The 24,349-nt window shown below is 31.7% G+C and carries 22 protein-coding genes; 14 read left to right on the forward strand and 8 right to left on the reverse strand.

Annotated elements, in window-relative coordinates:
- Nucleotides 1–3 precede the first annotated feature (3 nt).
- From ACO6VN_RS00755 to nagE, 6 genes are all read left to right on the forward strand, one after another.
- Nucleotides 4–900: an ATP-binding cassette domain-containing protein gene (locus ACO6VN_RS00755; protein ID WP_422404104.1), complete on the forward strand. Its 897-nt coding sequence runs from the start codon at nt 4–6 to the stop codon at nt 898–900.
- 2 nt (nt 901–902) lie between these two features.
- A complete protein-coding gene (locus ACO6VN_RS00760) occupies nt 903–2,495 on the forward strand; it encodes an ABC transporter permease (protein ID WP_194201155.1) in 1,593 nt (530 codons plus the stop codon).
- Nucleotides 2,496–2,509: 14 nt separating this feature from the next.
- The gene (locus ACO6VN_RS00765) at nt 2,510–3,097 is read left to right on the forward strand and encodes a hypothetical protein (protein WP_016999350.1); all 588 of its coding nucleotides are present in this window, start codon (nt 2,510–2,512) and stop codon (nt 3,095–3,097) included.
- Between the two features lie 69 nt (nt 3,098–3,166).
- The gene (locus tag ACO6VN_RS00770; RefSeq protein WP_016999351.1) at nt 3,167–3,520 is read left to right on the forward strand and encodes a zinc ribbon domain-containing protein YjdM; all 354 of its coding nucleotides are present in this window, start codon (nt 3,167–3,169) and stop codon (nt 3,518–3,520) included.
- A 213-nt stretch (nt 3,521–3,733) separates the two neighbouring features.
- Nucleotides 3,734–5,116 (forward strand): MDR family MFS transporter, encoded by a 1,383-nt coding sequence (locus ACO6VN_RS00775; protein WP_194201156.1) that lies wholly within the window; start codon nt 3,734–3,736, stop codon nt 5,114–5,116.
- A gap of 297 nt (nt 5,117–5,413) precedes the next feature.
- Nucleotides 5,414–6,901, forward strand: a complete 1,488-nt coding sequence (nagE, locus tag ACO6VN_RS00780; protein ID WP_194201157.1) for an N-acetylglucosamine-specific PTS transporter subunit IIBC — start codon at nt 5,414–5,416, stop codon at nt 6,899–6,901.
- Nucleotides 6,902–6,954: 53 nt separating this feature from the next.
- Here nagE and ACO6VN_RS00785 read toward each other — a convergent pair whose 3' ends face one another.
- The gene (locus tag ACO6VN_RS00785) at nt 6,955–7,908 is read right to left on the reverse strand and encodes a 2-hydroxyacid dehydrogenase family protein (RefSeq protein ID WP_016999354.1); all 954 of its coding nucleotides are present in this window, start codon (nt 7,906–7,908) and stop codon (nt 6,955–6,957) included.
- Between the two features lie 46 nt (nt 7,909–7,954).
- Nucleotides 7,955–8,716 carry a MurR/RpiR family transcriptional regulator gene (locus ACO6VN_RS00790; protein ID WP_016999355.1) on the reverse strand — a complete coding sequence of 254 codons (762 nt, stop codon included), beginning with the start codon at nt 8,714–8,716 and terminating at the stop codon, nt 7,955–7,957.
- Between the two features lie 151 nt (nt 8,717–8,867).
- Here ACO6VN_RS00790 and ACO6VN_RS00795 point away from each other — a divergent pair, with 151 nt between their 5' ends.
- On the forward strand, nt 8,868–10,442 hold the full coding sequence (locus ACO6VN_RS00795; protein ID WP_016999356.1) for an alpha-glucoside-specific PTS transporter subunit IIBC: 1,575 nt from the start codon (nt 8,868–8,870) through the stop codon (nt 10,440–10,442).
- Nucleotides 10,443–10,463: 21 nt separating this feature from the next.
- The gene (locus ACO6VN_RS00800) at nt 10,464–11,789 is read left to right on the forward strand and encodes a 6-phospho-alpha-glucosidase (protein WP_135031551.1); all 1,326 of its coding nucleotides are present in this window, start codon (nt 10,464–10,466) and stop codon (nt 11,787–11,789) included.
- 96 nt (nt 11,790–11,885) lie between these two features.
- On the opposite strand, the gene ygjK is transcribed toward ACO6VN_RS00800, so the two are convergent.
- The gene (ygjK, locus tag ACO6VN_RS00805; protein WP_216683272.1) at nt 11,886–14,228 is read right to left on the reverse strand and encodes an alpha-glucosidase; all 2,343 of its coding nucleotides are present in this window, start codon (nt 14,226–14,228) and stop codon (nt 11,886–11,888) included.
- Between the two features lie 387 nt (nt 14,229–14,615).
- Between ygjK and ACO6VN_RS00810 the strand changes: the two genes are divergently transcribed.
- Together ACO6VN_RS00810 and ACO6VN_RS00815 are read left to right on the forward strand one after the other, a co-directional pair.
- Nucleotides 14,616–14,936: a MazG nucleotide pyrophosphohydrolase domain-containing protein gene (locus ACO6VN_RS00810; RefSeq protein WP_016999358.1), complete on the forward strand. Its 321-nt coding sequence runs from the start codon at nt 14,616–14,618 to the stop codon at nt 14,934–14,936.
- A gap of 232 nt (nt 14,937–15,168) precedes the next feature.
- Nucleotides 15,169–16,137 (forward strand): quercetin 2,3-dioxygenase, encoded by a 969-nt coding sequence (locus ACO6VN_RS00815; RefSeq protein ID WP_194201162.1) that lies wholly within the window; start codon nt 15,169–15,171, stop codon nt 16,135–16,137.
- Nucleotides 16,138–16,342: 205 nt separating this feature from the next.
- Here the strand turns inward: ACO6VN_RS00815 and ACO6VN_RS00820 are convergent, their stop codons facing one another.
- From ACO6VN_RS00820 to ACO6VN_RS00830, 3 genes are all read right to left on the reverse strand, one after another.
- Nucleotides 16,343–16,450 (reverse strand): putative holin-like toxin, encoded by a 108-nt coding sequence (locus ACO6VN_RS00820; RefSeq protein WP_016999360.1) that lies wholly within the window; start codon nt 16,448–16,450, stop codon nt 16,343–16,345.
- Between the two features lie 325 nt (nt 16,451–16,775).
- The gene (locus ACO6VN_RS00825) at nt 16,776–16,883 is read right to left on the reverse strand and encodes a putative holin-like toxin (protein WP_016999361.1); all 108 of its coding nucleotides are present in this window, start codon (nt 16,881–16,883) and stop codon (nt 16,776–16,778) included.
- Between the two features lie 335 nt (nt 16,884–17,218).
- Complete coding sequence (locus ACO6VN_RS00830) at nt 17,219–17,326, reverse strand: putative holin-like toxin (RefSeq protein ID WP_235854121.1); 108 nt, start codon at nt 17,324–17,326, stop codon at nt 17,219–17,221.
- 263 nt (nt 17,327–17,589) lie between these two features.
- On the opposite strand from ACO6VN_RS00830, the gene ACO6VN_RS00835 reads away from it, so the two are divergent.
- On the forward strand, nt 17,590–17,928 hold the full coding sequence (locus ACO6VN_RS00835; RefSeq protein WP_194201163.1) for a hypothetical protein: 339 nt from the start codon (nt 17,590–17,592) through the stop codon (nt 17,926–17,928).
- A gap of 500 nt (nt 17,929–18,428) precedes the next feature.
- On the opposite strand, the gene ACO6VN_RS00840 is transcribed toward ACO6VN_RS00835, so the two are convergent.
- A complete protein-coding gene (locus tag ACO6VN_RS00840) occupies nt 18,429–19,799 on the reverse strand; it encodes an MFS transporter (RefSeq protein ID WP_315293952.1) in 1,371 nt (456 codons plus the stop codon).
- A gap of 308 nt (nt 19,800–20,107) precedes the next feature.
- Here ACO6VN_RS00840 and ACO6VN_RS00845 point away from each other — a divergent pair, with 308 nt between their 5' ends.
- From ACO6VN_RS00845 to ACO6VN_RS00855, 3 genes are all read left to right on the forward strand, one after another.
- Nucleotides 20,108–21,250, forward strand: coding sequence for a polysaccharide deacetylase family protein (locus ACO6VN_RS00845; RefSeq protein ID WP_422404105.1), 1,143 nt, complete (start codon nt 20,108–20,110; stop codon nt 21,248–21,250).
- A gap of 176 nt (nt 21,251–21,426) precedes the next feature.
- Entirely contained in the window at nt 21,427–21,858 is a 432-nt protein-coding gene (locus tag ACO6VN_RS00850; RefSeq protein ID WP_064211219.1) for a universal stress protein, read from the forward strand.
- A 167-nt stretch (nt 21,859–22,025) separates the two neighbouring features.
- On the forward strand, nt 22,026–22,817 hold the full coding sequence (locus ACO6VN_RS00855) for a class I SAM-dependent methyltransferase (protein WP_422404106.1): 792 nt from the start codon (nt 22,026–22,028) through the stop codon (nt 22,815–22,817).
- Between the two features lie 260 nt (nt 22,818–23,077).
- On the opposite strand, the gene ACO6VN_RS00860 is transcribed toward ACO6VN_RS00855, so the two are convergent.
- Entirely contained in the window at nt 23,078–24,340 is a 1,263-nt protein-coding gene (locus ACO6VN_RS00860) for a Gfo/Idh/MocA family oxidoreductase (RefSeq protein WP_194200603.1), read from the reverse strand.
- Nucleotides 24,341–24,349 lie beyond the last annotated feature (9 nt).

The raw sequence follows: 24,349 nt of genomic DNA on the forward strand, positions 1-24,349 counted from the left end.
GTTATGACTTTGTTAAAGATAAATAATATTACAAAATCATTTGGTAAGTTTCAAGCATTAAAAGGCGTTGATTTTACAGTTGAAGAAGGAGAAATATTTGGTTTTATCGGTCCAAATGGTTCAGGGAAATCTACGACGATTAAAGCCATTTTAGGTATGCTAAAGACAAACTTCGGTTCTATAGAGGTATTTGGTAAGGACGCTTGGAAAGATGCCGTAACGATTCATAGTGATATCGCTTATGTACCTGGTGACGTGAACTTATGGCCTAATTTAACAGGTGGTGAAGTCATAGATTTATTTTTAAAATTGAGTGGCACATATGATGTGAAGAAAAGGGATGAATTGATTAAAAAATTTGATTTAGACCCTACGAAAAAATGCGGTTCTTATTCTAAAGGTAATCGTCAAAAAGTCGCGCTTATTTCAGCTTTTACTACAGATGCTAAATTATTTATTTTAGATGAACCAACTTCAGGGCTAGATCCACTTATGGAACAAGTCTTTCAAGAATGTGTATTAGAAAAGAAAAAAGAAGGTAAAAGTGTGTTACTTTCCAGTCATATATTGAGTGAAGTAGAACAATTATGTGATCGCGTAGGTATCATTAGAAAAGGCGAAATTGTAGAAATGGGTACATTAGACGATTTAAGACATTTAACAAGAATGCACTTTGTTGTTCAATCTAAGGAGCGATTGGATGGATTGAAAGAACAAAGAGGTGTTCACGATGTAGTGATTGAAGATGGTGTATACCATTTTCAAGTTGACTCAGAATGTGTTTCTGAAGTAATTAAATATTTAAGCCAATTTGAATTGTTGAAATTAGAAAGCATGCCTCCGACATTAGAAGATTTATTTATGAGACATTATGGCGAAGATATTGAAAGAGGTGAGTAATCATGCATAATCTCTTTAATGGTTTAGGGAAATTAACAGCATTTTATTTAAAGACAAATAAATGGAAAATGTTATTTTGGGTGATTGGTATAGTTGCATTAACGCTTATTATACCTCCGACTTTTGAAAGTATGTATCCTAATAAATCTGATATGCAACCAATTGTAGAAACTTCTCAAAACCCTGCGATGGAAGCTATGTTAGGTCCAGGTAAGTTTGAACATGTATCAGTAGGTGTGTTGTTTACGCATGAAATGCTTTTATTTACAGGCATACTTGTAGCGATTATGAGTATATTACTTGTCGCAAAAGATACAAGAGGAGATGAATCTACTGGTAGGATTGAAATGATTAGAGCACTTCCAATAGGTAAGATGTCACCTTTAATTAGCTCAATGATGAACATGATTATTGTGAACTTAGCGATAGGCATTTTAATAACGATAACACTACCGCTATTAAATATTGAAAGTATCGATGTGAAAAGTTCATTGTTGTACGGTTTATCGCTAAGTATGATTGGTATACTTTTTGGTTTGATAGCAACATTATTTGCTCAACTTGTTGAAACAACTAGCAATGTAACAGGACTAAGCATCTCAGTATTGCTATTAAGTTATTTAATACGCGCAATAGGAGATGTATTAAACGATAGTATTTCGATGATCTCGCCTTTAGGATGGCTAACGCGTACATTTGCCTTTTCAGAAAACAATTGGTGGCCGTTAGTGCTCATGTTTATTGTCGGTATAATATTAATTATGATTACAATGTATCTATACCTTAATAGAGATTTAGAATCTGGATTGTTGCCATCTAAACCAGGTAATAAATATGCTAAAAAATATTGGTTATCTCCAATTGGCATGCAAATCAAATTATATAAAGTCGGAATTATTTCCTGGGCAATTGGTATGTTTATATTTGGTGCCTCATACGGCTCAGTCTTTGGTGAAATGGACGACTTTATTAGTGATAATGAAATGCTTAAGAAAATGCTAGCGGGTAGTGGAGATAACTATATTGAGTCATTTTTACCTACATTAATGGTTATTATTGCAATTGTTGCTACAATACCGGCTATTATGAGCCTTTATAAAATTAAAAGCGAGATTAATACGCAAAGAATTGAAAATATATTTGCAAAACCTGTTTCAAGAACGTATTATTTTTCGGGTTTTATAGTTATAAGCTTAATAAATGCTGTTATGATGATTTTCTTGGCATCATTAGGTATGTATATTGCTCAAGCATCTGTCTTAGATAATCCATTTACTTTTTGGACAATGATTAAGTCAGGCATTGTTTATATACCTGCAATTATCACATTTGTAGGTATAGGTGTACTTCTAATAGGATGGTTAAATAAAGGGCATTTCATTGTTTATTTATATTTAGGTTATACATTCTTTGTAGTATATCTTGGACAATTATTAGATGTTAAAGAATGGTTGAAAAATTTAACACCATTTCAACATATACCAGAAATTCCTGTAGATGAAATGGATTATACGGGTATAAGTGTATTAATAGTTATTTCTATCATTATGATTATTGTCGGTTTGATTGGCTTTAGAAGAAAAGATATTTCTTAAAGGGGATGTTAACTATGACAACTTTACCTCAAATAGGTAAGCCTGCCTCAAGAGCATTGAATGAGATCAATATTTCAACGTTAGAACAGGTTTCAAAATTAGATGAACTAAATTTATCAAAACTTCATGGTGTTGGACCTAAGGCAATTAATATTTTAAAAGATGCATTGAAAGATAAAGGCATGTCTTTTAGCAATATAGATGAAGATTTAAGAAAATTAAAATTTACCGTAATTGGTGATTTGAAATGTGATAATGCTCCTAAAAGGAAAATTATGAGAGATTTATTGATTGCTACTACTGTAGGGGATGAAAGTACAATTAACGAGTTACTAACTGATGATTTTATCTGGCATGTTCCTGGTGAATTCGATTTATACGGAAAAGACAATTTTATACAAGAAATAAAAAAGCATTTACAAAAAGTTTCAAGTTTAGAAGTTAAGACGATGCTTTCACATGGAAAAGAAGGTTCTACGCATGGGACGATAATTAACACAACTGGAGAGAAAGTATACTTTGCGGATATGTACACTTTCGAAAATCATAAAAAAGATGCACGGATAAACACTATTACTTCATATATTGTGATGAAACCGTAAAATTAAGAGCTTTATTATTAGGAATGTGGTAAATTATAGATGAATTATCAAATTTTCGGAGGTTTATAGATGGAAGCAATTTTACCTAATTGTCCTGAGTGTGAATCAGAATATACTTATGAAGATAGAGGGCTTTACATTTGCCCGATGTGTAACTTTGAGTGGACAGCTAATGATGAGAACACAAATGAAGAAGAAAATGTAATTAAAGATGTTAATGGTGTTGTACTGAATGATGGAGACACTGTTACAGTAGTAAAAGATTTAAAAGTCAAAGGTTCTTCAACTGCAATTAAACAAGGTACAAAAGTCAAAGGTATTAAGTTAGTTGATCCTGAAGATGGCCATGATATTGATTGTAAAATACCAGGCTTTGGCCAAATTGGACTGAAGTCTTCAGTTGTTAAAAAAGTAAATAAATAATAAATGAATTATAAAACATGTACTCCCTTAAAGCAGACACTAAAATGTGAAAGCTTTAAAGGGAGTATTTTTTATAGAAAAGTATAATAGGCATCCGTCTTATTAAATTTGCTTATAAATGTTAAGATTATATTATTCGATAAATCGTTACTTATATGATCAAAATCTTTTAGATGAAATAAAGAAATGATTTTAAAAGAAGGAGAAAATTATATGGCTAAAGGCGAAAATTCAATATTTATTAAGAATCTCCCTTTATTTATTGTGCTTTTATCGGGAGCTTTTATTACGATTTTAAATCAAACTTTATTGGGAACCGCGTTGCCTTCCATTATGAAGGATTTACAAATCAATGAAAGTACTGTGCAGTGGTTGCAATCGATTTTTATGTTAGTAAACGGGATAATGATTCCTATCACTGCTTTTTTAATTGAACGTTATACTTCTAGACAACTATTTCTAACAGCAATGAGTTTGTTCACAATTGGGACGCTTATATGTGCGGTAGGACCTAACTTTGTTGTGTTATTAATAGGACGTGTATTACAGGCATCTGGTGCGGGGATTATGATGCCATTGATGCAGACAATTTTATTCCTATTATTCCCTACTGAAAAAAGAGGTACAGCAATGGGGCTGTTTGGCTTAGTAATTGCATTTGCACCTGCTATAGGACCTACTTTATCAGGTGTATTAATAGAACACTTCCCTTGGAGAAGTGTGTTTTATGTAATCTTACCAATCGCAGTATTTAATATTATTTTTGCTTACTTTTTATTAGTTAACGTAACCGAATTAACTAAACCTAAGTTAGATAAACTATCAGTCATTTTATCTACATTAGGATTCGGTGGTTTATTATATGCGTTTAGTATTGTAAGTGAAATAGGATGGGCGAATGCTACTTTCATTATTATACTTATCTTAAGTGCAATAACGATGTTTATTTTTGTAAGAAGACAATTAAAACTGGAAAGACCTTTATTAGAATTTAGAGTCTTTTCTTATCCTGTTTTTACACTTGGAACAGTTTTAAGTATGTTTGTTTTTGCGGCAATGATAGCCACAAATATCATATTACCGTTATATATGCAGAATATGTTGCACTTTTCAGCGTTACAATCAGGACTCGTTTTATTACCTGGCGCTATATTAATGGGGGCGATGAACCCAGTTACTGGATATTTATTTGATAAGTTTGGAGGGAAATGGCTTGCTCGTATTGGACTATTCTTATTAATTTTAACGACATTGCCATTTACACAATTAACTTCAGACACTAGCTTTACATTCTTGTCAGTTGTTAACATGTTCCGTATGTTAACAATCGCAATGGTTATGATGCCTATGACAACTTTATCAATCAACCAGTTACCTAAGCACCTTATACCTCATGGAACTGCAATGAACAATACATTCAGACAAATGGCAGGCTCAATAGGAACGGCTTTATTTATAACAATAATGACATTATTTGCAATACCTAGCGAAGGCATATCAGGGTTGATACACGGCGTTAATATATCCTTTGTAGTTGCTGTTATTATTACAGGCTTAGCATTTGTACTATCTCTCAAATTGAAAGATGAAAAGTAAATGTTAGCTAATTAAAATTTAAAAATCTACTATCTATATGAAGAACCAGTCCGAGGACATTTACATATGTTCCAGACTGGTTTTTTATTTATAAAATTGTTAGATGTGCTAAATACAGATTATTCAAATGAACTATAAATTTAAAATAATAATAACCTTTAATGTTTCGAATTAATAATAAAAAATTATTTTTTAAAAGTATTTATACAACAATTTTTTTATGTACATATAATTAAAATTGTGGTACATATGGTATAGTAGTACGAGAAAAAATAGCTTTATTAAGGGGAGAAAAAGATGAAGGCTTATATGCAAAAATTTGCACAGTCCCTCATGTTACCAATTTCAATATTACCTGTAGCAGGTCTGTTACTAGGTATAGCATCATTTATTGATTCTGGTGCAATTAATGGGGAAGGAAACAGCGTTGCTAACTTCTTAGCAAGTGGAGGATTAGCAGTTATTGATAGTTTACCGATTCTATTTGCAGTCGGTTTAGCTTTCGGGATGTCAAAAGATAAAAATGGGGCAGCTGCATTAAGTGGGCTTGTATCATTTTTAGTCGTGACAAATGTTTTAAGTACGGAATCGATGGCTAAGACGTTACATATAGCCGAAGGAAAAGTAGATTTAGCTTTCGGAGATATAAGTAATGTGTTTGTCGGTATTATTTGTGGTTTAGTTACAGCAGCTATATACAATAGATTTAAAGATACTAAATTACCAACAGCATTCGCGTTCTTTAGTGGTAAACGTTTAGTACCAATTTTATCTGCAGCAACGATGTTGGTTATCTCAGTAGCGTTAATGTTTATATGGCCACCAGTATATAATTCACTTATTATGTTCGGTGAATTTATTTCTAAATTAGGACCAACAGGAGCAGGGTTATATGGGTTCTTTAACCGCTTATTATTACCGTTTGGTTTACACCATGCTTTAAACCAAGTGTTCTGGTTTGATATAGCAGGTATTAATGATATTGCCAACTTCTGGTCAAGTAATGGAGAACAAGGTATTACTGGGCGTTATCAAGCAGGCCTATTCCCAATTATGATGTTCGGTTTACCGGCAGCAGCATTAGCAATTTGGAAAAATGCTGAAAAAAGAAATAAAAAAGTAGTAGGTTCATTAATGTTAGCAGCAGGGCTTGCTTCATTTATAACGGGTATTACAGAACCACTTGAATTTTCATTCTTAGTTGCAGCACCGTTATTATTCGGTATTCATGCAATACTAACAGGTATTTCACTATTTATCGCAGCAACATTCCAATGGACAGCAGGATTTACATTTAGTGCAGGATTGATTGATTACTTGTTAAGTTTAAGTATTCCAATAGCAAATAAACCAATTATGTTGTTAGTATTAGGACTTGTTATGGGAGTTATATACTTCTTAGTATTTGATTTTGCGATAAGAATATTCAACTTAAAAACGCCAGGTAGAGACGGTCTGATGGAAGAAGCGGTTAAACAAGATCCAAGCTTAGCAGAAGACGGGGAAGGTTCACTAGGCAAAGATGGCGACTTGAATGTATCTAATAAAACGAAATTAATTTATGAAGCAATTGGTGGTAAAGATAACATTGAAGCTATTGACCACTGTGCAACAAGATTAAGATTGACGTTAAATGATACAGGAATCGTAGATCAAGAAAAAATTAAAAAATCTGGTGCGTTAGGCAATAAAATAATCAGTGATAAGAATATACAAATCATTATAGGTACAGATGTACAATTTACAGCAGATGAACTGATGCAAATGGAACAAGAGGATAGATAAATATAAAAAATAGCCATTCGTTGATTAAACGAATGGCTGTTTTTTATTAGTTTTTAGTTCACAATATAATCAGGCTCTTCGCCATTTAATTTTTTGATTGTATTGTTTGCGACAATTTCTGCCATCATATCTCTGGCTTCGAAAGTTGCGTTACCAATGTGTGGTGTTAACACAACATTGTCCATAGATTTAAGTTCGTCTGTGATTTCAGGTTCGAATTCATAAACGTCTAATGCAGCACCTTCAATTTCTTTATTATTTAATGCATCTACTAAAGCTTTTTCATCTACTATTGGGCCACGTGATGCGTTGATAAGATACGCTTTTTCTTTCATTTTTTTGAACGTTTCTTTATTAAATAAATGATGTAAATCATCAGAATATGCTGCGTTCAATGTGATGAAATCTGATTGTTCTAATAATTCATCTAGACTAACATAAGACGCCCCTAGAGCTTCCTCTTGTTCTGGCTTTCTGTTTGGTCCAGTATATATAATGTTCATGTCAAATCCCTTGGCACGTCTAGCTACAGCTGAACCTATTTCTCCTAGGCCAACTATACCGATAGTCTTACCGGAGACTTCTCGACCTCTAAAGAATAAAGGTGCCCAACCATTAAAGCCTGTTGTGCGACAAAGTTTATCTCCTTCTACAATTCTTCTCGAAGCTGCAAGTAAAATACCAATCGTTAAATCAGCAGTTGCATTTGTTGAAGCTTTTGGAGTATTTGTAACATCAATACCTTTTTCTCTTGCATATTTCACATCGATATTGTTAAAGCCAGCTCCGTAATTAGCAATGAATTTTAAGTTTTCAGCTTGATCAATTACTTCTTTATCTATATTAGTAGAAAGTGGACTGATAATTGCATCAGCATCTTTTACATTTTCAAGTAATTCTTCTTTAGTAATTAATTTTTCACCTTTGAAAACAGACACTTCGAAATGTTCTTTTAATAAATTTAAACCTTCAGTAGGTATTTCCCCTGTTATAAAAACTTTTGCCATAATATTTTACCTCCTAAAAATCTATCCATATCTAATATATCATATATTAGTCTATACCCTGATGTAGCTGTTTCCATTCACTATACTTTCGAACAATTATTTCAAAAGCTATATGGTAAGGAAGAAAGCTTGAATATGATATTTGGTTAAACAATTGTATTGGAGAACTATTAACATAAATATTGTATTTAGCATTTTGCGCTAAGAAGTTATCTTTTAATGTTGTAATAGAAATATACTGTATGTTTCGTGTATGCATAATCTCAATGTTTTGTTTAAGGTGCGCTGTATCACCAGATAAAGAAATGATAAACAGTAGGTCGTTCTCATCCATTTGATCCATCGCTATTTTTAATTCATTTTCATCATTGATGACCATTACTCGTTTATTAATAGATAGAAAATGACGTTGAGCTTCTCTTGCAGCATTTAATTGTGCAATACCAGTACCATATATATAGATGAAAGGCGCCTTATCAATTTGCTCACTTATAAAATCATAATCAATCATCTTCAAGTGTTTAAATGTTTGTTGTAAATCTTGTTCTAAACTATCTATTATATCAGTTGAAACTGTTGTGAATTCTCTGTTCAGTTTAATATATGCCTTGAAATCACTGTAACCATCAAAACCGAGTTTACGTGACAGTCTATGAATAGAGGAAATAGAAGTATGTGAAATATCAGCTAATTCCTGGATTTTCAAACGATGTATAAGATTAATGTTTTGATTCATCGTTTGTATGATGTGTATGTCATTATCATTTAATTGTTGATAGTATTTATTGACGAGTTTATCCAAAATCATAATGCAACCTCCAGTTAGTGTGAAAAAATTTTCAATACATGAAAATATAATCTAAGTTTACTATGTGATTTCTATTTACGTCAAACCTATTGGAAATTGTAAGCGCTTCCTATAGTCTAAAGGTAATCAATGATACAAAAGGGGTGTTGGTATGAACGCAATCAAACGATTTGGTAGTGCGATGATAGTACCTGTATTACTATTTGCGTTTTTCGGGATAGTTGTAGGGTTAGCAACTTTATTTAAAAATCCGGATATAATGGGCTCTATAGCAGACGAAAGTACGATGTGGTTTAAAATATGGAGTTTAATTGAAGCAGGCGGTTGGACTATATTTGATCATATGGAACTTGCATTTGTAATTGGGCTACCGATTTCACTAGCGAAAAAGGCGCAAGGTAGAGCGACGCTAGCAGCTTTAATGATTTACTTAGTATTCAATAATTACATTAATGCGATTTTAACGTTATGGCCAAAGACATTCGGTGTCGATTTATCTAAAGGCGTTGAGAATTTAACAGGTGTTAAAGAAATAGCTGGAATACCAACTTTAGATACAAGTATTATCGGAGCAATTTTTATTTCAGCAATTGTTATTTGGATACATAACCGTTTTTACGATAAAAAATTACCGGAAATGGTCGGTATATTCCAAGGGTTACCTTTTGTTGTAATGATAGGATTCTTCGTTATGATTCCACTAGCATTTATTGTTTGTACTGTTTGGCCAACTGTTCAAGACGGTATTGCTTCATTACAAGGCGTCATGGTGAAATCAGGATTTGTAGGTGTATGGTTGTTCCATTTCTTAGAAAGAATTTTAATACCTACAGGCCTACATCATTTTATTTATACACCATTTGAATACGGCCCAGCTGTAGTAGATGGGGGATTAAAACCTTATTGGATAAAGCATTTATCTGACTTCTCTAGCTCAGCAAAATCGTTAAAAGAAGCTTATCCATACGGCTTCTTATTACAAGGAAACATTAAAATGTTCGGTTGTTTAGGTATTGCATTAGCGATGTATGCTTCGACACCAAAAGAAAACAAGAAAAAAGTTTTAGCATTAGTATTACCAGCAGGATTAACAGCTGTATTTGCAGGTATAACTGAACCACTAGAGTTCACATTCTTATTTATTGCACCGTACTTATTCTTAATTCATGCATTGTTAGGTGCAACAATGGTAACAATCATGTATTTATTTGGAGTAGTTGGTATTCAAGGCGGAGGTGCTATTGAAATCGCGGCCATAAACTGGATACCGTTATTCTCAAGTCACGGCAATACGTATATTGCCCAATTTATAATTGGTATTATTTTTGTAGTCATTTACTTCTTCGTATTTAAGTTTATTATTGAAAAATTCAACGTACCATTACCTGGACGTGTTCCGGAAGATGGAGATGCTAAATTATATACGAAAGAAGATTATAAAGCGAAACAAGGAAATGGTGATAATGTTCCAAGTGACGCATCAGAATATGATACAAAAGCAATTTATTATTTAGAAGGTTTAGGTGGAAAAGATAACATTAAAGATGTTACGAATTGTGCCACAAGGTTAAGGGTGACTGTTAATGATCCAAGTCTTGTGAAAGATAATGATTATTTCACACATAACCAAATGGCTCACGGCGTAGCTAAGAGCGGTACTAACGTACAAGTAATTGTCGGTTTAAGCGTTCCTCAAATCAGAGATTCATTTGAAACAATGATATAAAAATAAATGGAGGTTGTTATGATGAAAAAGTTTAATATATCAATAGCAGGTGGCGGTAGTACATTTACGCCTGGAATCATACTTATGTTGTTAGATCATTTAGAGGATTTTCCAATTGATACAATCAAATTATATGATAATGATGGGGAAAGACAACAAACGATAGCAGATGCCTGTGAAATACTACTTAAAGAACGCGCTCCAGAAGTAAAATTATTAGCGAGCACAGATCCAAAAGTAGCTTTTGAAAACGTTGATTTTGTAATGGCACATATACGTGTAGGTAAGTATGCGATGAGAGAGCAAGATGAAAAGATTCCATTAAGACATGGCGTAGTAGGACAAGAAACTTGTGGGCCGGGCGGAATAGCTTATGGTATGCGCTCAATAACAGGCGTCTTAGAAATTATCGACTATATGGAAAAATATTCACCAGATGCATGGATGCTTAACTATTCAAATCCCGCTGCAATTGTTGCTGAAGCAACACGTAAATTACGACCTAACTCTAAAATATTAAATATATGTGATATGCCTATCGGAATTGAAGAGTTAATGGCTAGTAATATAGGATTATCTTCAAGAAAAGAAATGGTCGTAAAATATTATGGTTTAAATCATTTTGGTTGGTGGACAGATATAAGAGATAAATCAGGTAAAGACTTGATGCCTGAAATTATTAAACATGTAGAACAACATGGTTATGCAACTGATACAGGTAGCGATATGGAAAAAGAAGCAAGTTGGAGCGATACATTTAAAAAAGCACGAGACGTACAAGCAATAGATAAAGATACATTGCCAAATACTTACTTAAAATATTATTTATACCCAGATTACGAAGTAGCACATTCAAATAAAGAATATACAAGAGCAAATGAAGTGATGGCAGGAAGAGAAAAATTTGTATTTACAGAATGTGAAAATATCATCAATAAAGGTACAGCAGAAGGAACAGAATTAACGATAGATGAACATGCGTCTTACATCGTTGATTTAGCTAGAGCAATCGCATTCAATACGAAAGAAAGAATGTTAATGATTGTTGAGAATAAAGGCGCAATATCAAACTTTGAACCTACAGCAATGGTTGAAATACCATGTTTAGTGGGCAGTGAAGGACCAGAACCATTATCAGTAGGTGAGATTCCTAGATTCCAGAAAAGTTTAATGGAACAACAAGTAGGCGTAGAAAAACTTACAGTAGAAGCATACGAAGAACAATCTTATCAAAAATTATGGCAAGCACTTACTTTATCTCGAACAATACCAAGCGCTAAAGTTGCTAAAGATATATTAGATGATCTGATAGAAGCAAACAAAGGATATTGGCCAGATTTGAAATAGAAAGAGAATAGAGTAGGTACAAATTTGATTTGAAATAAACCCTCCAACCGCTGGAAATAGAAGCGGGTTGGAGGGTTTTTGGTTAATTAAAATTTATTACTGACTATTATGAGTAGTTGTATCTTTATCTAATATATTGTTTTCATATAATAAATAATATGTTGCAGCTGACCAACTAAAGTTTTTAGTACTGATTCCTTTTCCATTTAAAGAGTTATAATTTTCATGAATAGGACCATTTCCCATTAATCCTTCAGCATTATTGAATAACTTTTTAGTTTGTTCTGTTGCTTCTTTTTCATATCCATAATTTTGTAATGCTTCCACCCCAAATAATGCTTGATCTAGCCATACTGGACCTCTCCAATATTCGTCAGGACTAAATTTTTTGTTGTCTTTTGAAGCTGTTGGGAAGGGCATGTACGTATTGAACTTTTCTTCATCCATCATATTATCTTTAACATTTTCTGCTTGCTCATCAGTAGCTAAAGATGCCCATAAAGGAATCCATCCTTCAGTCCCTTTGCCTCTGTTTACTAACAATTTCTTTTGAGTCCCATCTTTATTTATTTGTAAATCATAAAAGAATCCTGTTTTGTCATCATACATATTTTTTTGTATATAATCTTTTAATTTCTTTGAATCTTTAGCTAAAGTTTTTTGATCTTTCTCTATGCCTAGCTCTTTAGCCATATATTTTAGGAAATATTTTTCAGAATAAAGATAAGCATTTAAATCTACAGATTCTTGATTAATTGAATAACCTATTGTTTCATTGTCTTTTTTATTTTCAAGAACTTTAACACCTTTATCTTTTTTGCCACTACCTTCTATATCAAATCGAGTGGCATTATCCATTCCGCTTTCCCAGGCTGCAGCTTCAATTACTGCTTTATCATCTAGTACGGGTTTCCCATGTTTATCTTTGATTGTTTTTCCTTTGTCGTTCTTTTTGTAATTTGCATCACTTACCATGCTTCCATACTCTGCAACACCATTGCCATCATGATCTCGATTAGTGTACCACCATTTATGATAATCCATTAATTTTGGATACATTTCTTTAAGCCATTCTTTGTCATTAGTTTCTTTATAAATATTCCAGACAGCCCATGCAGCTAAAGGTGGTTTAGAGTTTCTTTCGTTCCAGTTTATTCCATCTCCGCCACGTGAAGAGTCTAAATTATAAAATACTGCATCAATGATGGCACCTTTGTCTTGTGGACGAACATCATCTTTGGCGCTTATTTGATAATCAAATAAAGCACGCATATTATTTTTGGCTAATTCAGGATTAAATTTAGCCAATGCAACATCGGCTTTCCAAGAATCCCATCCCCACATTCCCATAAACCATTTATATGACATTGAAGGTACTATGCCATCGTGTTTAATCGCTCCAGCAGGACTTTGCCAGTTTGTCATCAGTGTTTCCATTGATTTTACAGTTGAATTTTTATACTCAGGATTTTTATCTACATTGTCATTATCGAAGGTTTTATCAAGATAAGCTTGCCATCTTTTTTTATTTTTTTCGAAGTAATGGTTAGTATTTTTACTAAATTTAGTTAATTTAACTTTTTCTTTAGAAAATTCATCATCAGTAAAAGTATAAGTTTCTGTCGTATTAGTATTATACGTTTCGTTTGGTTTAATCTTTATAGGATCTGTTAATTTAGAATTATAATTTAATTTATTAATATCTGTCTTGATATCTTGGTCATGAGAGATATAATACTTCACTTGATCTGTTGAAAGATAATTAGAATCTTCTCTCACTTTATCAAAGTTCACTTCTATAGCATTTTTCTTTTTCTTAAGACTTGTACCCATTTTGATATTTTTATCTTCGTCTTTAACTTGGTCAAAAATTCTTCCTTCCCAAGAAACATCTAATTCCAAATTGTTTTCACTAGTATTTTCAATATTGGTTTTTATTAAGGCAGTACGATTACTTACAAAAATTAATGATAAATCTAATGTGAAGTCATCTAACTCATATTTTTGATGTAAGTGACCGGGATATGATGATAAATCAATATAATTACTTTTACTAAGATCATATGATTCATTTGTTTTATTATTTTTAATTTTAATGCGATTTATTGAATCTGAAAGATTTACTGGATATTCTTCAGCGACTATTAAAGGACCCGCAAATCCACCTAATAATTTTTTATTATTTTTATCAGGTAAGTAATAACCATGCCAAGCACCTAAATCAGAAAAGTGATTGTATTTGTTTGTTTCGTATACCCCATTAGTTTCTTCTGTTGGATTTGCAGATAAATCTAACAAGTTAGCAAACTGGTTAATTTTTGGTTTGCTGTTATCATTCTCTGTTGCGTGGACAATGTTCTCGTTACTTATATTGCTGTAAGCTGTTGTTACAGTAAAGGTAATGAGAATCGATAAACATGCAATTGCAATTTTCTTCATAAAACTAAATCCCCCTATTGTTTAGTTACTTATTTTTAAGCATTTTATTCCATAAAAAGAGGCATAAGTAGAGATGAAGAAATAAACAGGTTAGGAAAGTCCTAATATCTGTTGATCACTATCATATCTACTCATGCCTGCTTATCAGTAACACGTAGATTAAAATGCTTAATTAATATCATCATATCATTCATAATTCCTTTTGTCATAGGAAACTAATATTGTAAATTTATTTTGAAATAACCACTTTTTCTGATGTTATATTCTTATTTTCAATGTAATTTTCAGAAAACAATAATTTAAATTTCGTTATTTATTTAGAAAAATAAACAAAACTCTTACTAGTTTGCTAAAATTTATAGTAGCAAATTTAAGGAGTGGTGAGGAATGAATATAACTGAATTTCAAAATTGGGTAAATGATTATTATGAAGATAGAGGATGGTCAGATTTAGATATTTTTATACGGATAGGTTTTTTAGCTGAAGAAACTGGGGAAGTGGCGAGATCTATAAGAGCTCTTGAAATAGGGAGAGATAGACCAGATGAAATAACAGATTCATTTATGAACAACAAAAATGATTTGATAGAAGAATTGGGAGACGTATTAGGTAACGTTATAGTGATTGCTAACAAATATGATATTTCTTTAGAAGAAGTGTTTAACGCTCATAAAGAAAAACTTTCGAAGCGGTACACTGATGAATAATAAATATAATTGAAACAAAATCAAAAAAGTCATTCGTTTATAACGATTGGCTTTTTTGATTTTTAGAGCGTAATTAAATCTATATTAGTAAAAGTATATATTCAGTTAGGCAGAATCTTAAAAAATAATATTCAATAAATTGTCACTTATTTGGTGAATTTATTTTAGCTACAATTAAATATATGATTGCTACAGAATGAGAAGATAATATCATAAAATAGGAGGAACAAGAGTGAATATACTAAAAAATGAATTACCTAAAGACAAAACACCTTATGTGATTGAAAATGGGGAAGGTGATCATTATATTTGGAATAAACAGGTTTATACAATCATTGCTACAAACCAAAGTACAGGAAACTTGTTCGAAGTTATTACAATAACTGGTGCTATGAATGAAAGCTTTCCTATGCATCTTCATAAAAATATGTATGAATCACTATTGGTGACTGAAGGCGTTGTTGATATACAATTAGAAAAAGATATAATCACTTTAACTCGAGGAGATTATATTCTTATTCCACCTGGTATAGTACATAAATATGTTATGAAAGCTCATAGAACAAAAATTTTATCATACGTCGTTAATGGAAGTGCAGTAGACATATATAAAGCTTTAGGAGTACCATATAATCATCCTAAACACCCATCATATATAGAAGAAACTTATTCACTTAATAAACAAGAATTAGAATATAATTATGATATAGAATTTACTTTTAACAATATCAGTAATGAAGAAATTACTTATTGGCGCTCAGGTGAAGGAGAAAATCTTTTAACAGGAGATCAATTACATTCATTAATAACTACACAAAAAGACACTAACGATAGATACATCGTCGTTTCTTCAGAAGGACCAATTGGCGATCCTATTGTTCCACATTACCATGAAAAACATACTGAAACATTTTATTGTTTTGAGGGTAAAGTAACAATGTGGGTAGGCAATCAAAATGAAAAAGTCACATTATATCCTGGAGATTTTCTACATGCACCAGCCGAAACTATTCATTCATATCGACTAGATGCACACTATACAAAAATGATAGGTTTATTAGTTCCAGGTTTATTTGAACCGTTTTTCAGAACCCTAGGAGAGCCATATGAACATAATACTTTCCCAAACCTTCCTAGTTCATTAGACTTTAAAAAAGTTATAGAAAACATAGATTCTTTAGATCTTAAATTTATTGAGTAATAAGTCAGCAATTTCATAAATAAGCTACAAGAATTTATAAAATATAGCAACTTCAGAAATAGACGAAATATGTAAAATCATGGTATAATATAAATGTATATAAAGGACAACATGCACGAACATGCTGCCCGAAGAGCCCGTTAAAAAGACGGTGACTTAGTTAAAATTGATTAAAAATAACCATTAACCGGTCAAAGTTGGATGGTTATTTTTTATGGTCTAATTTAATAATTGCGATGACTACACTTATGAGAGCCAGTATAAACATACCAAAACTAAACATGAGATGTAAGACATCAACAAACGTCACCACAAAAGGTTTCTCCTTTCTAAAGATTTCGTAGATACGTACATACGCATCATCTCACTTTATACTGAGATAGCCACCATCTATCCAACTTGCTCAATGATATTATACCAAAAATCAGGAGGTGAATCTTGATTAATTTCCTATAACATATATTGAAATCAGCTTTCAGAAATAGACAAATTGTGTAAAATCATGATATTATTTAACTGTAAAAATAAAGAAGGACAACATGCGTGAACATGTTGCCCAAAGAGCCCGTTAAAAAGACGGTGACTTTCAGTAAATTAAGAAATAACCATTCTACCTACTCGGTCAAAAGTTGGGATGGTTATTTTTTATGGCTTAATTTAATAATTACGATGACTACACTTATGAAAGCCAGTATAAACATACCGAAACTAAACATGAGATGTAATGCATCAACAAACGTTACCACAAAAGGCTTCTCCTTTCTAAAGATTTTGTAGATACGTACATACGCATCACCTCACTTTATACTGAGATAGCCACCATCTATCCAACTTGCTCAATAAAATTATACAAAAAATTAGGAGATAAATCTTGACTAATTTTCCTATAATATATAGTGAAATTAGCCTTCAGAAATAGACAAATTGTGTAAAATCATGATATTATTTAAGTGTAAAAATAAAGAAGGACAACATGCGCGAACATGTTGTCCAAAGAGCCCGTTAAAAAGACGGTGACTTATAACTCTAATTTATTATAAAAATAACCTCTAGTTACTTTGTCAAAGTTTACGCTAGATGGTTATTTTTTATGGCTTAGTTTAATAATTGCAATGACTACACTTATGAAAGCCAGTATAAACATACCGAAACTAAACATGAGATGTAAGGCATCAACAAACGTTACCACAAAAGGCTTCTCCTTTCTAAAGATTTTGTAGATACGTACATACGCATCACCTCACTTTATACTGAGATAGCCACCATCTATCCAACTTGCTCAATGATATTATACCAAAAATTAGGAGGTGACTCTTGATTAATTTCCTATAATATATAGTGAAATTAGCCTTCAGAAATAGACGAAATATGTAAAAAGTATTTGATATATGTTTTGAAAATTACTACACTCTTTAATGTAAAAAACTTTTTACATATATGGGGGAAGTTATAATGAAGTTTATTTCTTTTGTTATTATTCTAATATTCTCTTGTCTTTGGACTGCTATCACAAATAAATATTTACCATCAGAGACGATAGATAATGGTAGTCAGCAAGATCCTTATGATGAAAGACAACGAAAAATATTTATTGAAATCCTCGCTAAAAGTTTTATTTGGGTTCTCTTTTGTATTTTATTATTACTATTGTTGAAATTTACAGGCTTATCACCAAATGTTGAAAATTCATGGTATTCTAAATATCCAGAAGTATACTTTTTAATTGTAAGTTTACTTATTTTAGCTTTTAATTATTTTACAACAAAAAGAAAATATTCATCTAAGCGTTGAAGTATTGCAAAATAAAATTAAAGAATACAGGGAAAAACATGGCATATCGCAAGAAATTTAAATAGCCAATGCGTTTATTAACATCTGATGATTTGTTATTATAAAAATAAATATAATTTGAAAGATGAGTATTAGAAAGAGTTCATTCAGAGGTGTTAAGTGTGGATAATAGAAGGTTGTTTAGTTGGCCTATATTTTTTTTGTAGTAATTCTTAGTTATGTATTGATGTTATCTTTATTTTTATGGGTTTCTAACATTAGTAGTTTAAATACTTTTATCATTACAATTCCATTTCTTTTAATGACAATACTTTACGTATGTAATTTTATAAAATATTGCAGAAGACAACAGAAGTATACTTAGAAAGAATACTGGAATAGGCTAAATGTAAATATTAATACAACAAATAACTTTATTTGCGAAGAATATAAGTAAGACACGAGAAAGTAATCATTCTCGTGTCTTTTTTATACCTTGTTATTATAAGTATAGTTATCGTTTATTCCTTATCTGGAATAATATATTTTGTTGAAATAAATGATAAGAACATAAATAAAGTACATACAAGAAATGCAATAAAGCTACCCATAGTACGAGATACTTGTTCATCAATAGCGAGATAAACAGTAGTAAATATTGTAATACCGAAAGCAGCTCCTATCGTTGCGACCATTTTATAAATACCTGATGCAATGCCTAGTTTTTCTTTAGGTGTGTGAACTACAGCAGTATTTAGTGCAGGCGTGGCGAAGAATCCGAGTCCCATACCGAAACATAAGAAACCTATTAAACTAACTATGATATATAGTGTTTGTGGTAAAAATGATAACGACAGTAATAAAATACCTACTGTTACGATTAGTGAACCCATTTTCATTGGTTTCTTAGCTTCATATTGTTCCATCATTTTCTCACCAATTCTAATTGTTGCGAGTACACCAAACATGTATGGAAGGGTGATTAATCCTGAAATAGAACCGGATATTTGAAAATGTTGTTGTGTAAAAAGATTATATAAAGATAGTGCGCCAATCGAAGTATTTAATAAAAAGTTAGATGTCACTGTTCCAATGAAATACCTGCTTGAAAATAGTGAAAAATCAATTAAAGGATCTTTTTTATGTTTTTCATAAAAATAAAAGAGTACCACTGAAATGATGAATATAAGTAGTAAAACAATAATGATAGGGCTTGTCCAACCAATTTCACTACTTTGTGTAATTACTATATTAATGCTTAACATACTGATAACAAATAATAATAAACCTAAGAAATCAAATTTCGACGTATTCTTTCTGTCGGCTTTAATTTCAGGTACATCCTTAATAAGTATAAGTACAATACCAGTCACAATAATGGATACTATGAAAATCCACTGCCATCCAATATATGCTGCAAGAAAGCCTGCAAATACAGATGAAAGTCCTGTACCACCATATGAACCTATAGACCACATACTTAATGCTTTATGACGTTCTTTACCATGATAATATGTATTAATTAATGAAATTGTTGCTGGCATTAAACAAGCTGCTGAAAATCCTTGAATACCTCTACCTATTAGCAATAACGGCGTCAAATCAGATGAAATTACGAAAATAGAACCGATGATATTTAAAATCAGTCCTACGCGCATAATTTTTACGCGACCATATTTATCTGCTGTACCACCAGCTGCAACCATAAACACCCCAGTAAACAGTGATGTCAAACTAACCGCAATACTGATTATGGCATCATTAGTCATGTACGTTTGTTGTACAAGTGAGCCGATATTCAGAAATGATTGCGCAAAAAGCCAATACGTTAAAATCGACAATACAATGGCTAGAAGTAATTTATTTCCGCCAACATAAGTTTCATTTTTCAAAATGCCACCCCTTTATATAGTTAATTTGAGAAATAATAGTGCATACTATGCCTACGATATCAGCAAATAAAAACGCTTTCAACAGTGGATTTAAACACTTTTAGTAAAATATTCAGAAAAGTGCAAAAAGTCATTTGTTTCTTTAATAAATGAAAAAATAAACAAAATTTAAGTAATAACCTTTAATAAGTGGAAATATTAAATGGTGTTCCGCTATTTTTACCATTTAAACAAAAAGTGTTAAAGTAAACTTTTAAGGTCGTTGACTTAAAGAGTAAGTTGGTTTTACAAAAGAAGGGGGAAGAGAAATGAAGCGAAAAAGTATTGTTTTTTTAATCGCACTCGTTTTAATACTTAGCGGGTGCCAAAGCGGGAAGCAACATGTAAAGAAAAGAAAAAAAGAGCATAAACACCAGAATAAAATAGAAAATAAATATGATAAAAGACATCATAAGGATGAAAAAAACTTAGTAGAATATGATGGTAAAGTAAGTCATGTCTTTTTTCATCCTATCATCTCGGATCCACAGAAAGCTTATACGGATAATCAACAACAAGCAAAAGGGAATTATGATTGGATGGTTACAGTAAATGAATTTAATAAAGCTATTGAAAAACTCCATGAAAATAACTACATATTAATAGATCCACATGATGCTTATGATTTAGAGTCAACGCCTGTTAAACGAAAAAAACTTAAATTACCTAAAGGGAAAAAACCATTAATAATGTCCATGGATGATATGAATTATTATGAATATATGCAAGGAAATGGTTACACAGAACGTTTAACTTTAAATAAAGACAATGAAACGGTTGCTGAAAAGAAAAATGACCAAGGGAAAATGGAACAATCTAAAACAAACGATGCAGTACCACTATTAAATGATTATGTAAAAAAACATCCTGATTTTTCATATAAAGGACAAAAAGCAGTTGTTGGTCTGACAGGTTATGAGGGAGCACTTGGTTATCGTACAAATGAATTGGAACATCCAAATTATGAACAACGAAAAAAACAAGCTAAAAAAGTAGCTGACTCAATGAAAAGAGATGGATGGACATTCGCCAGTCATTCTTATGGTCATATTAATTTTGAAGATAGTTCAGATGAGCAAATTATTGAAGACACAAAAAGATGGAAAAAAGAAGTGGAACCTATTGTAGGTGAAACAGATTTATTCATCTTCCCACATGGAGCACAAGATCGAAATTCTACTTCCTATAATTATATGATAGACGAGGCGGGATTCAAATACATGGCAGGTGTTGGCCCAGACAATTTCACAAGCCTTTCAAACAGAGATATATATCAAGACCGTGTTGCTATAGATGGCCTAAACTTACATCAATTCAAATATAAACTTAAACCGTTTTTCAAACCTGAAGAAGTTTATAATAAAGAAGATAGACAATACTATAAAGGTAATAAGGATTATGAAATAGAATAATACAGTTATAATTTCCTTATAACAATTTTAACCATAAACCTGTTTGAGAGTTTAGTAATAGAAAATTAATTTATACTAAACTCCCAAACAGGCTTATTTTTCTTTTACAAAAGTATATTTAGGGTACTATATAAGTAAGAGGTACTTTAGTACTAAAAACATGGAGGTTGGTAAATATGTTTAATAATGTTTTATTACCTTATGATTTCGGGAATGATTTTAGTTCTATTCCAGCGCAATTAGAAAAAGTAGTAGATAAAGACTCCACAGTCATCATTTATCATGTTGTAACAGAAAATGCTCTTGCAACTAGCGTTAAATATTATAATAAGCACTCAAATGATATTGCTAAAGAAAAAGAAGAACAACTCGCGCCATTTTTACAAGAGTTAGATGAAAGAGGCATCCGTTACAAAGTAGAAATAGAATTTGGACCTATTAAAGATACAATTTTAGAAAAAATTAATAAGGGAGATATAGAAAGTGGGGATTTCGATTTAGTAATAATGAGTAACCACAGAGTTAGCTTGAATATTAAACATGTCTTAGGGGACGTTACACATAAAATTGCTAAAAGAAGCCCAGTTCCAGTATTAATTGTTAAATAAGGGTTGTTTCAGGTAGTCTTTTAAAATTATTTCAAGAAATATAATGATTATTATAAGAGTTTGAGACATAAATAATTGTCTCAGACTCTTTCATTCATTGTAATACGATATTGATTCAAACGCCGTAGTATTTTATTGTGTAGAGAAGCAATAAAATTATAGAAAGGATGTATAGTTTGGAAAATCTAAATAATTATGAAGGTCATAAAGACTATTGGAACCCTGATTTGTATGATAAAAAACATTCTTTCGTTTCTGAATATGGTAACAATTTAATTGAATTATTAAAACCTCAAAATGATGAAAATATACTAGATCTTGGTTGTGGGACAGGGGATTTAGCTCATCAAATCTATCAACAATGTCCTAACGTTGTCGGCATTGATAAATCAAATCAGATGGTTAATCAAGCTAATGAAAAGTACCCTTATATTTCTTTTTCAACACAAGATATAACTGATTTTAGCTATTCAGAATTGTTCGATGCGATATTTTCTAATGCTACAATGCACTGGATTAAACAACCTAAAAAAGCTTTGGAAAATATTTATAAATCTTTAAAACCAGGCGGGCGATTTGTTGCAGAGTTTGGTGGTAAACATAACGTTCAAACCATCACTGATGAAGTGATTCATCAAATTCAAGAAGAAAACATAAATTATGATAGTAAACACTTTCCTTGGTATTTTCCTAGTATTGGAGAATACACGACTTTAATGGAAAGAATGGGATTCACGGTTACATTTGCCGAATATTTTGATAGACCAACACCTTTAATAGGAGAAGAGGGGTTAAACAATTGGATTCAAATGTTCAGTAATGAAATATTTGAAAGTTTGAACGAAAATACGAAACAAAATATTATTAAAAATACTGAAAACAATTTAAAGTCTGTCTTACATGATGGAGAAACGTGGAGAGCTGACTATAAAAGGATACGTGTTGTTGGAATAAAATAAATCTACTTGCTATATTAAAATAATATATTGATTGTTAAAATGAGTCTTTCAATAAAGTTTGAACTAGATATACTTAATTTAAATCTTAAAAGAGTCTGGGACATAAATAATTGTCCCAGACTCTCTTTTTGTATTGGCAGTAGCTGACTGGTATGAAAATGCGCTTATAACAAGCTTTTTTCATACCTAGTCATCCTTGCCGGGGTGGGACTACGAAATCTTTTTAATAAAATGAGATTTCTGTCCCACTCCCTTTTGTTTTAAAATGAAGATAGTTTTTCATAATATTCGTCTATATTGATTGACTGACCTTGATTTAATCTTGATTCTTCTGCAGCAAAAGCCATTAAATGGCTAATTAAAGACTTGCTTGCTACTGACCTAGAAGCTTTTTCATCAGACTCATTAATTGCGTCAATAAAGTCTCTTATAATTCCTTCGTCGCCACCACCGTGACCACTGCTCACTTCAGGGAATTTAATAACTTTTTCTTCTCTTGTTAAAAAGTCGAAAATGCTTATTTCATTTGTTTGCATATTCCCTCTAATTTCTCCTTTAGTACCCATTATTTGAACAATTCTTGTTTGCTCTCTTGTAAATGCGCTCATGCTAAACGTTGCTGTTGCACCATTTTCGAATTCCATATTAACGACTTGGTGGTCAACCACGTCATTATCTGATTGAAACACACATTTACCGTAGTCAGTATGATTTAACCTTTCTACAATTGCTTCATTAGAATTTTCTTCTGTAAATTTCATCGCCCAACCACGTCCGATACCTAAATAATAACGTCCTGCATGGAATGGGCATTCATTCTCTACTGGGCAACCTTCTAAACAGCGTAACGGTGCACCTTCAGGTTTGTTATTTTCATTAAAGTACATGAGTGATCCGAAAGAATTAATCCTTTTACAGTCTTTATCCATAATATAGCTGATAATATCCATATCATGACATGATTTTGCCAATATCATTGGGCTTGATGTTTCTTTGTTCTTCCAATTACCTCGTACAAAACTATGAGACATGTGCATATATTCAACATTTTCATTTAATTGAATGGAAGCAATCTCACCGATATCACCATTTTGTACAATTTTTTTAATTCTGTCCCAAAACGGAGTATATCTTAAAACGTGACATATCGTTAATGTTCTATTCATTTCATCAGCTTTTTCCACCATTTTAATACATTCTTCTGGACTAGGAGACATCGGCTTCTCAAGTAATACATGATAGCCTAACTCCAACGCCCTCATAGTTGGTTCAAAGTGTGCTTTATCTTGTGTACAAATAATTGCAATTTCTGCGTCTGGTTTCAAATCTAGTAAGCTTTCCCATGATTGCTGTACTAAGTTATCATCAAGTTCATGATTTTCCTTTATTCTTTCTCTTCGTTCAAGTACAGGTTCTGCTACACCTACTAGTTGTATTTTGTGAGGCAGTGACTTTATTAAATTCGCATAAACGCGACCCCCTCTATCACCTGCACCTAACAAAATTGCTTTTTTAATTGTCATTGAAAAGTC

Origin of the sequence: Mammaliicoccus sp. JADD-157, assembly GCF_049310805.1 — a bacterium.
GTDB classification, from domain to species: Bacteria; Bacillota; Bacilli; order Staphylococcales; family Staphylococcaceae; genus Mammaliicoccus; species Mammaliicoccus lentus.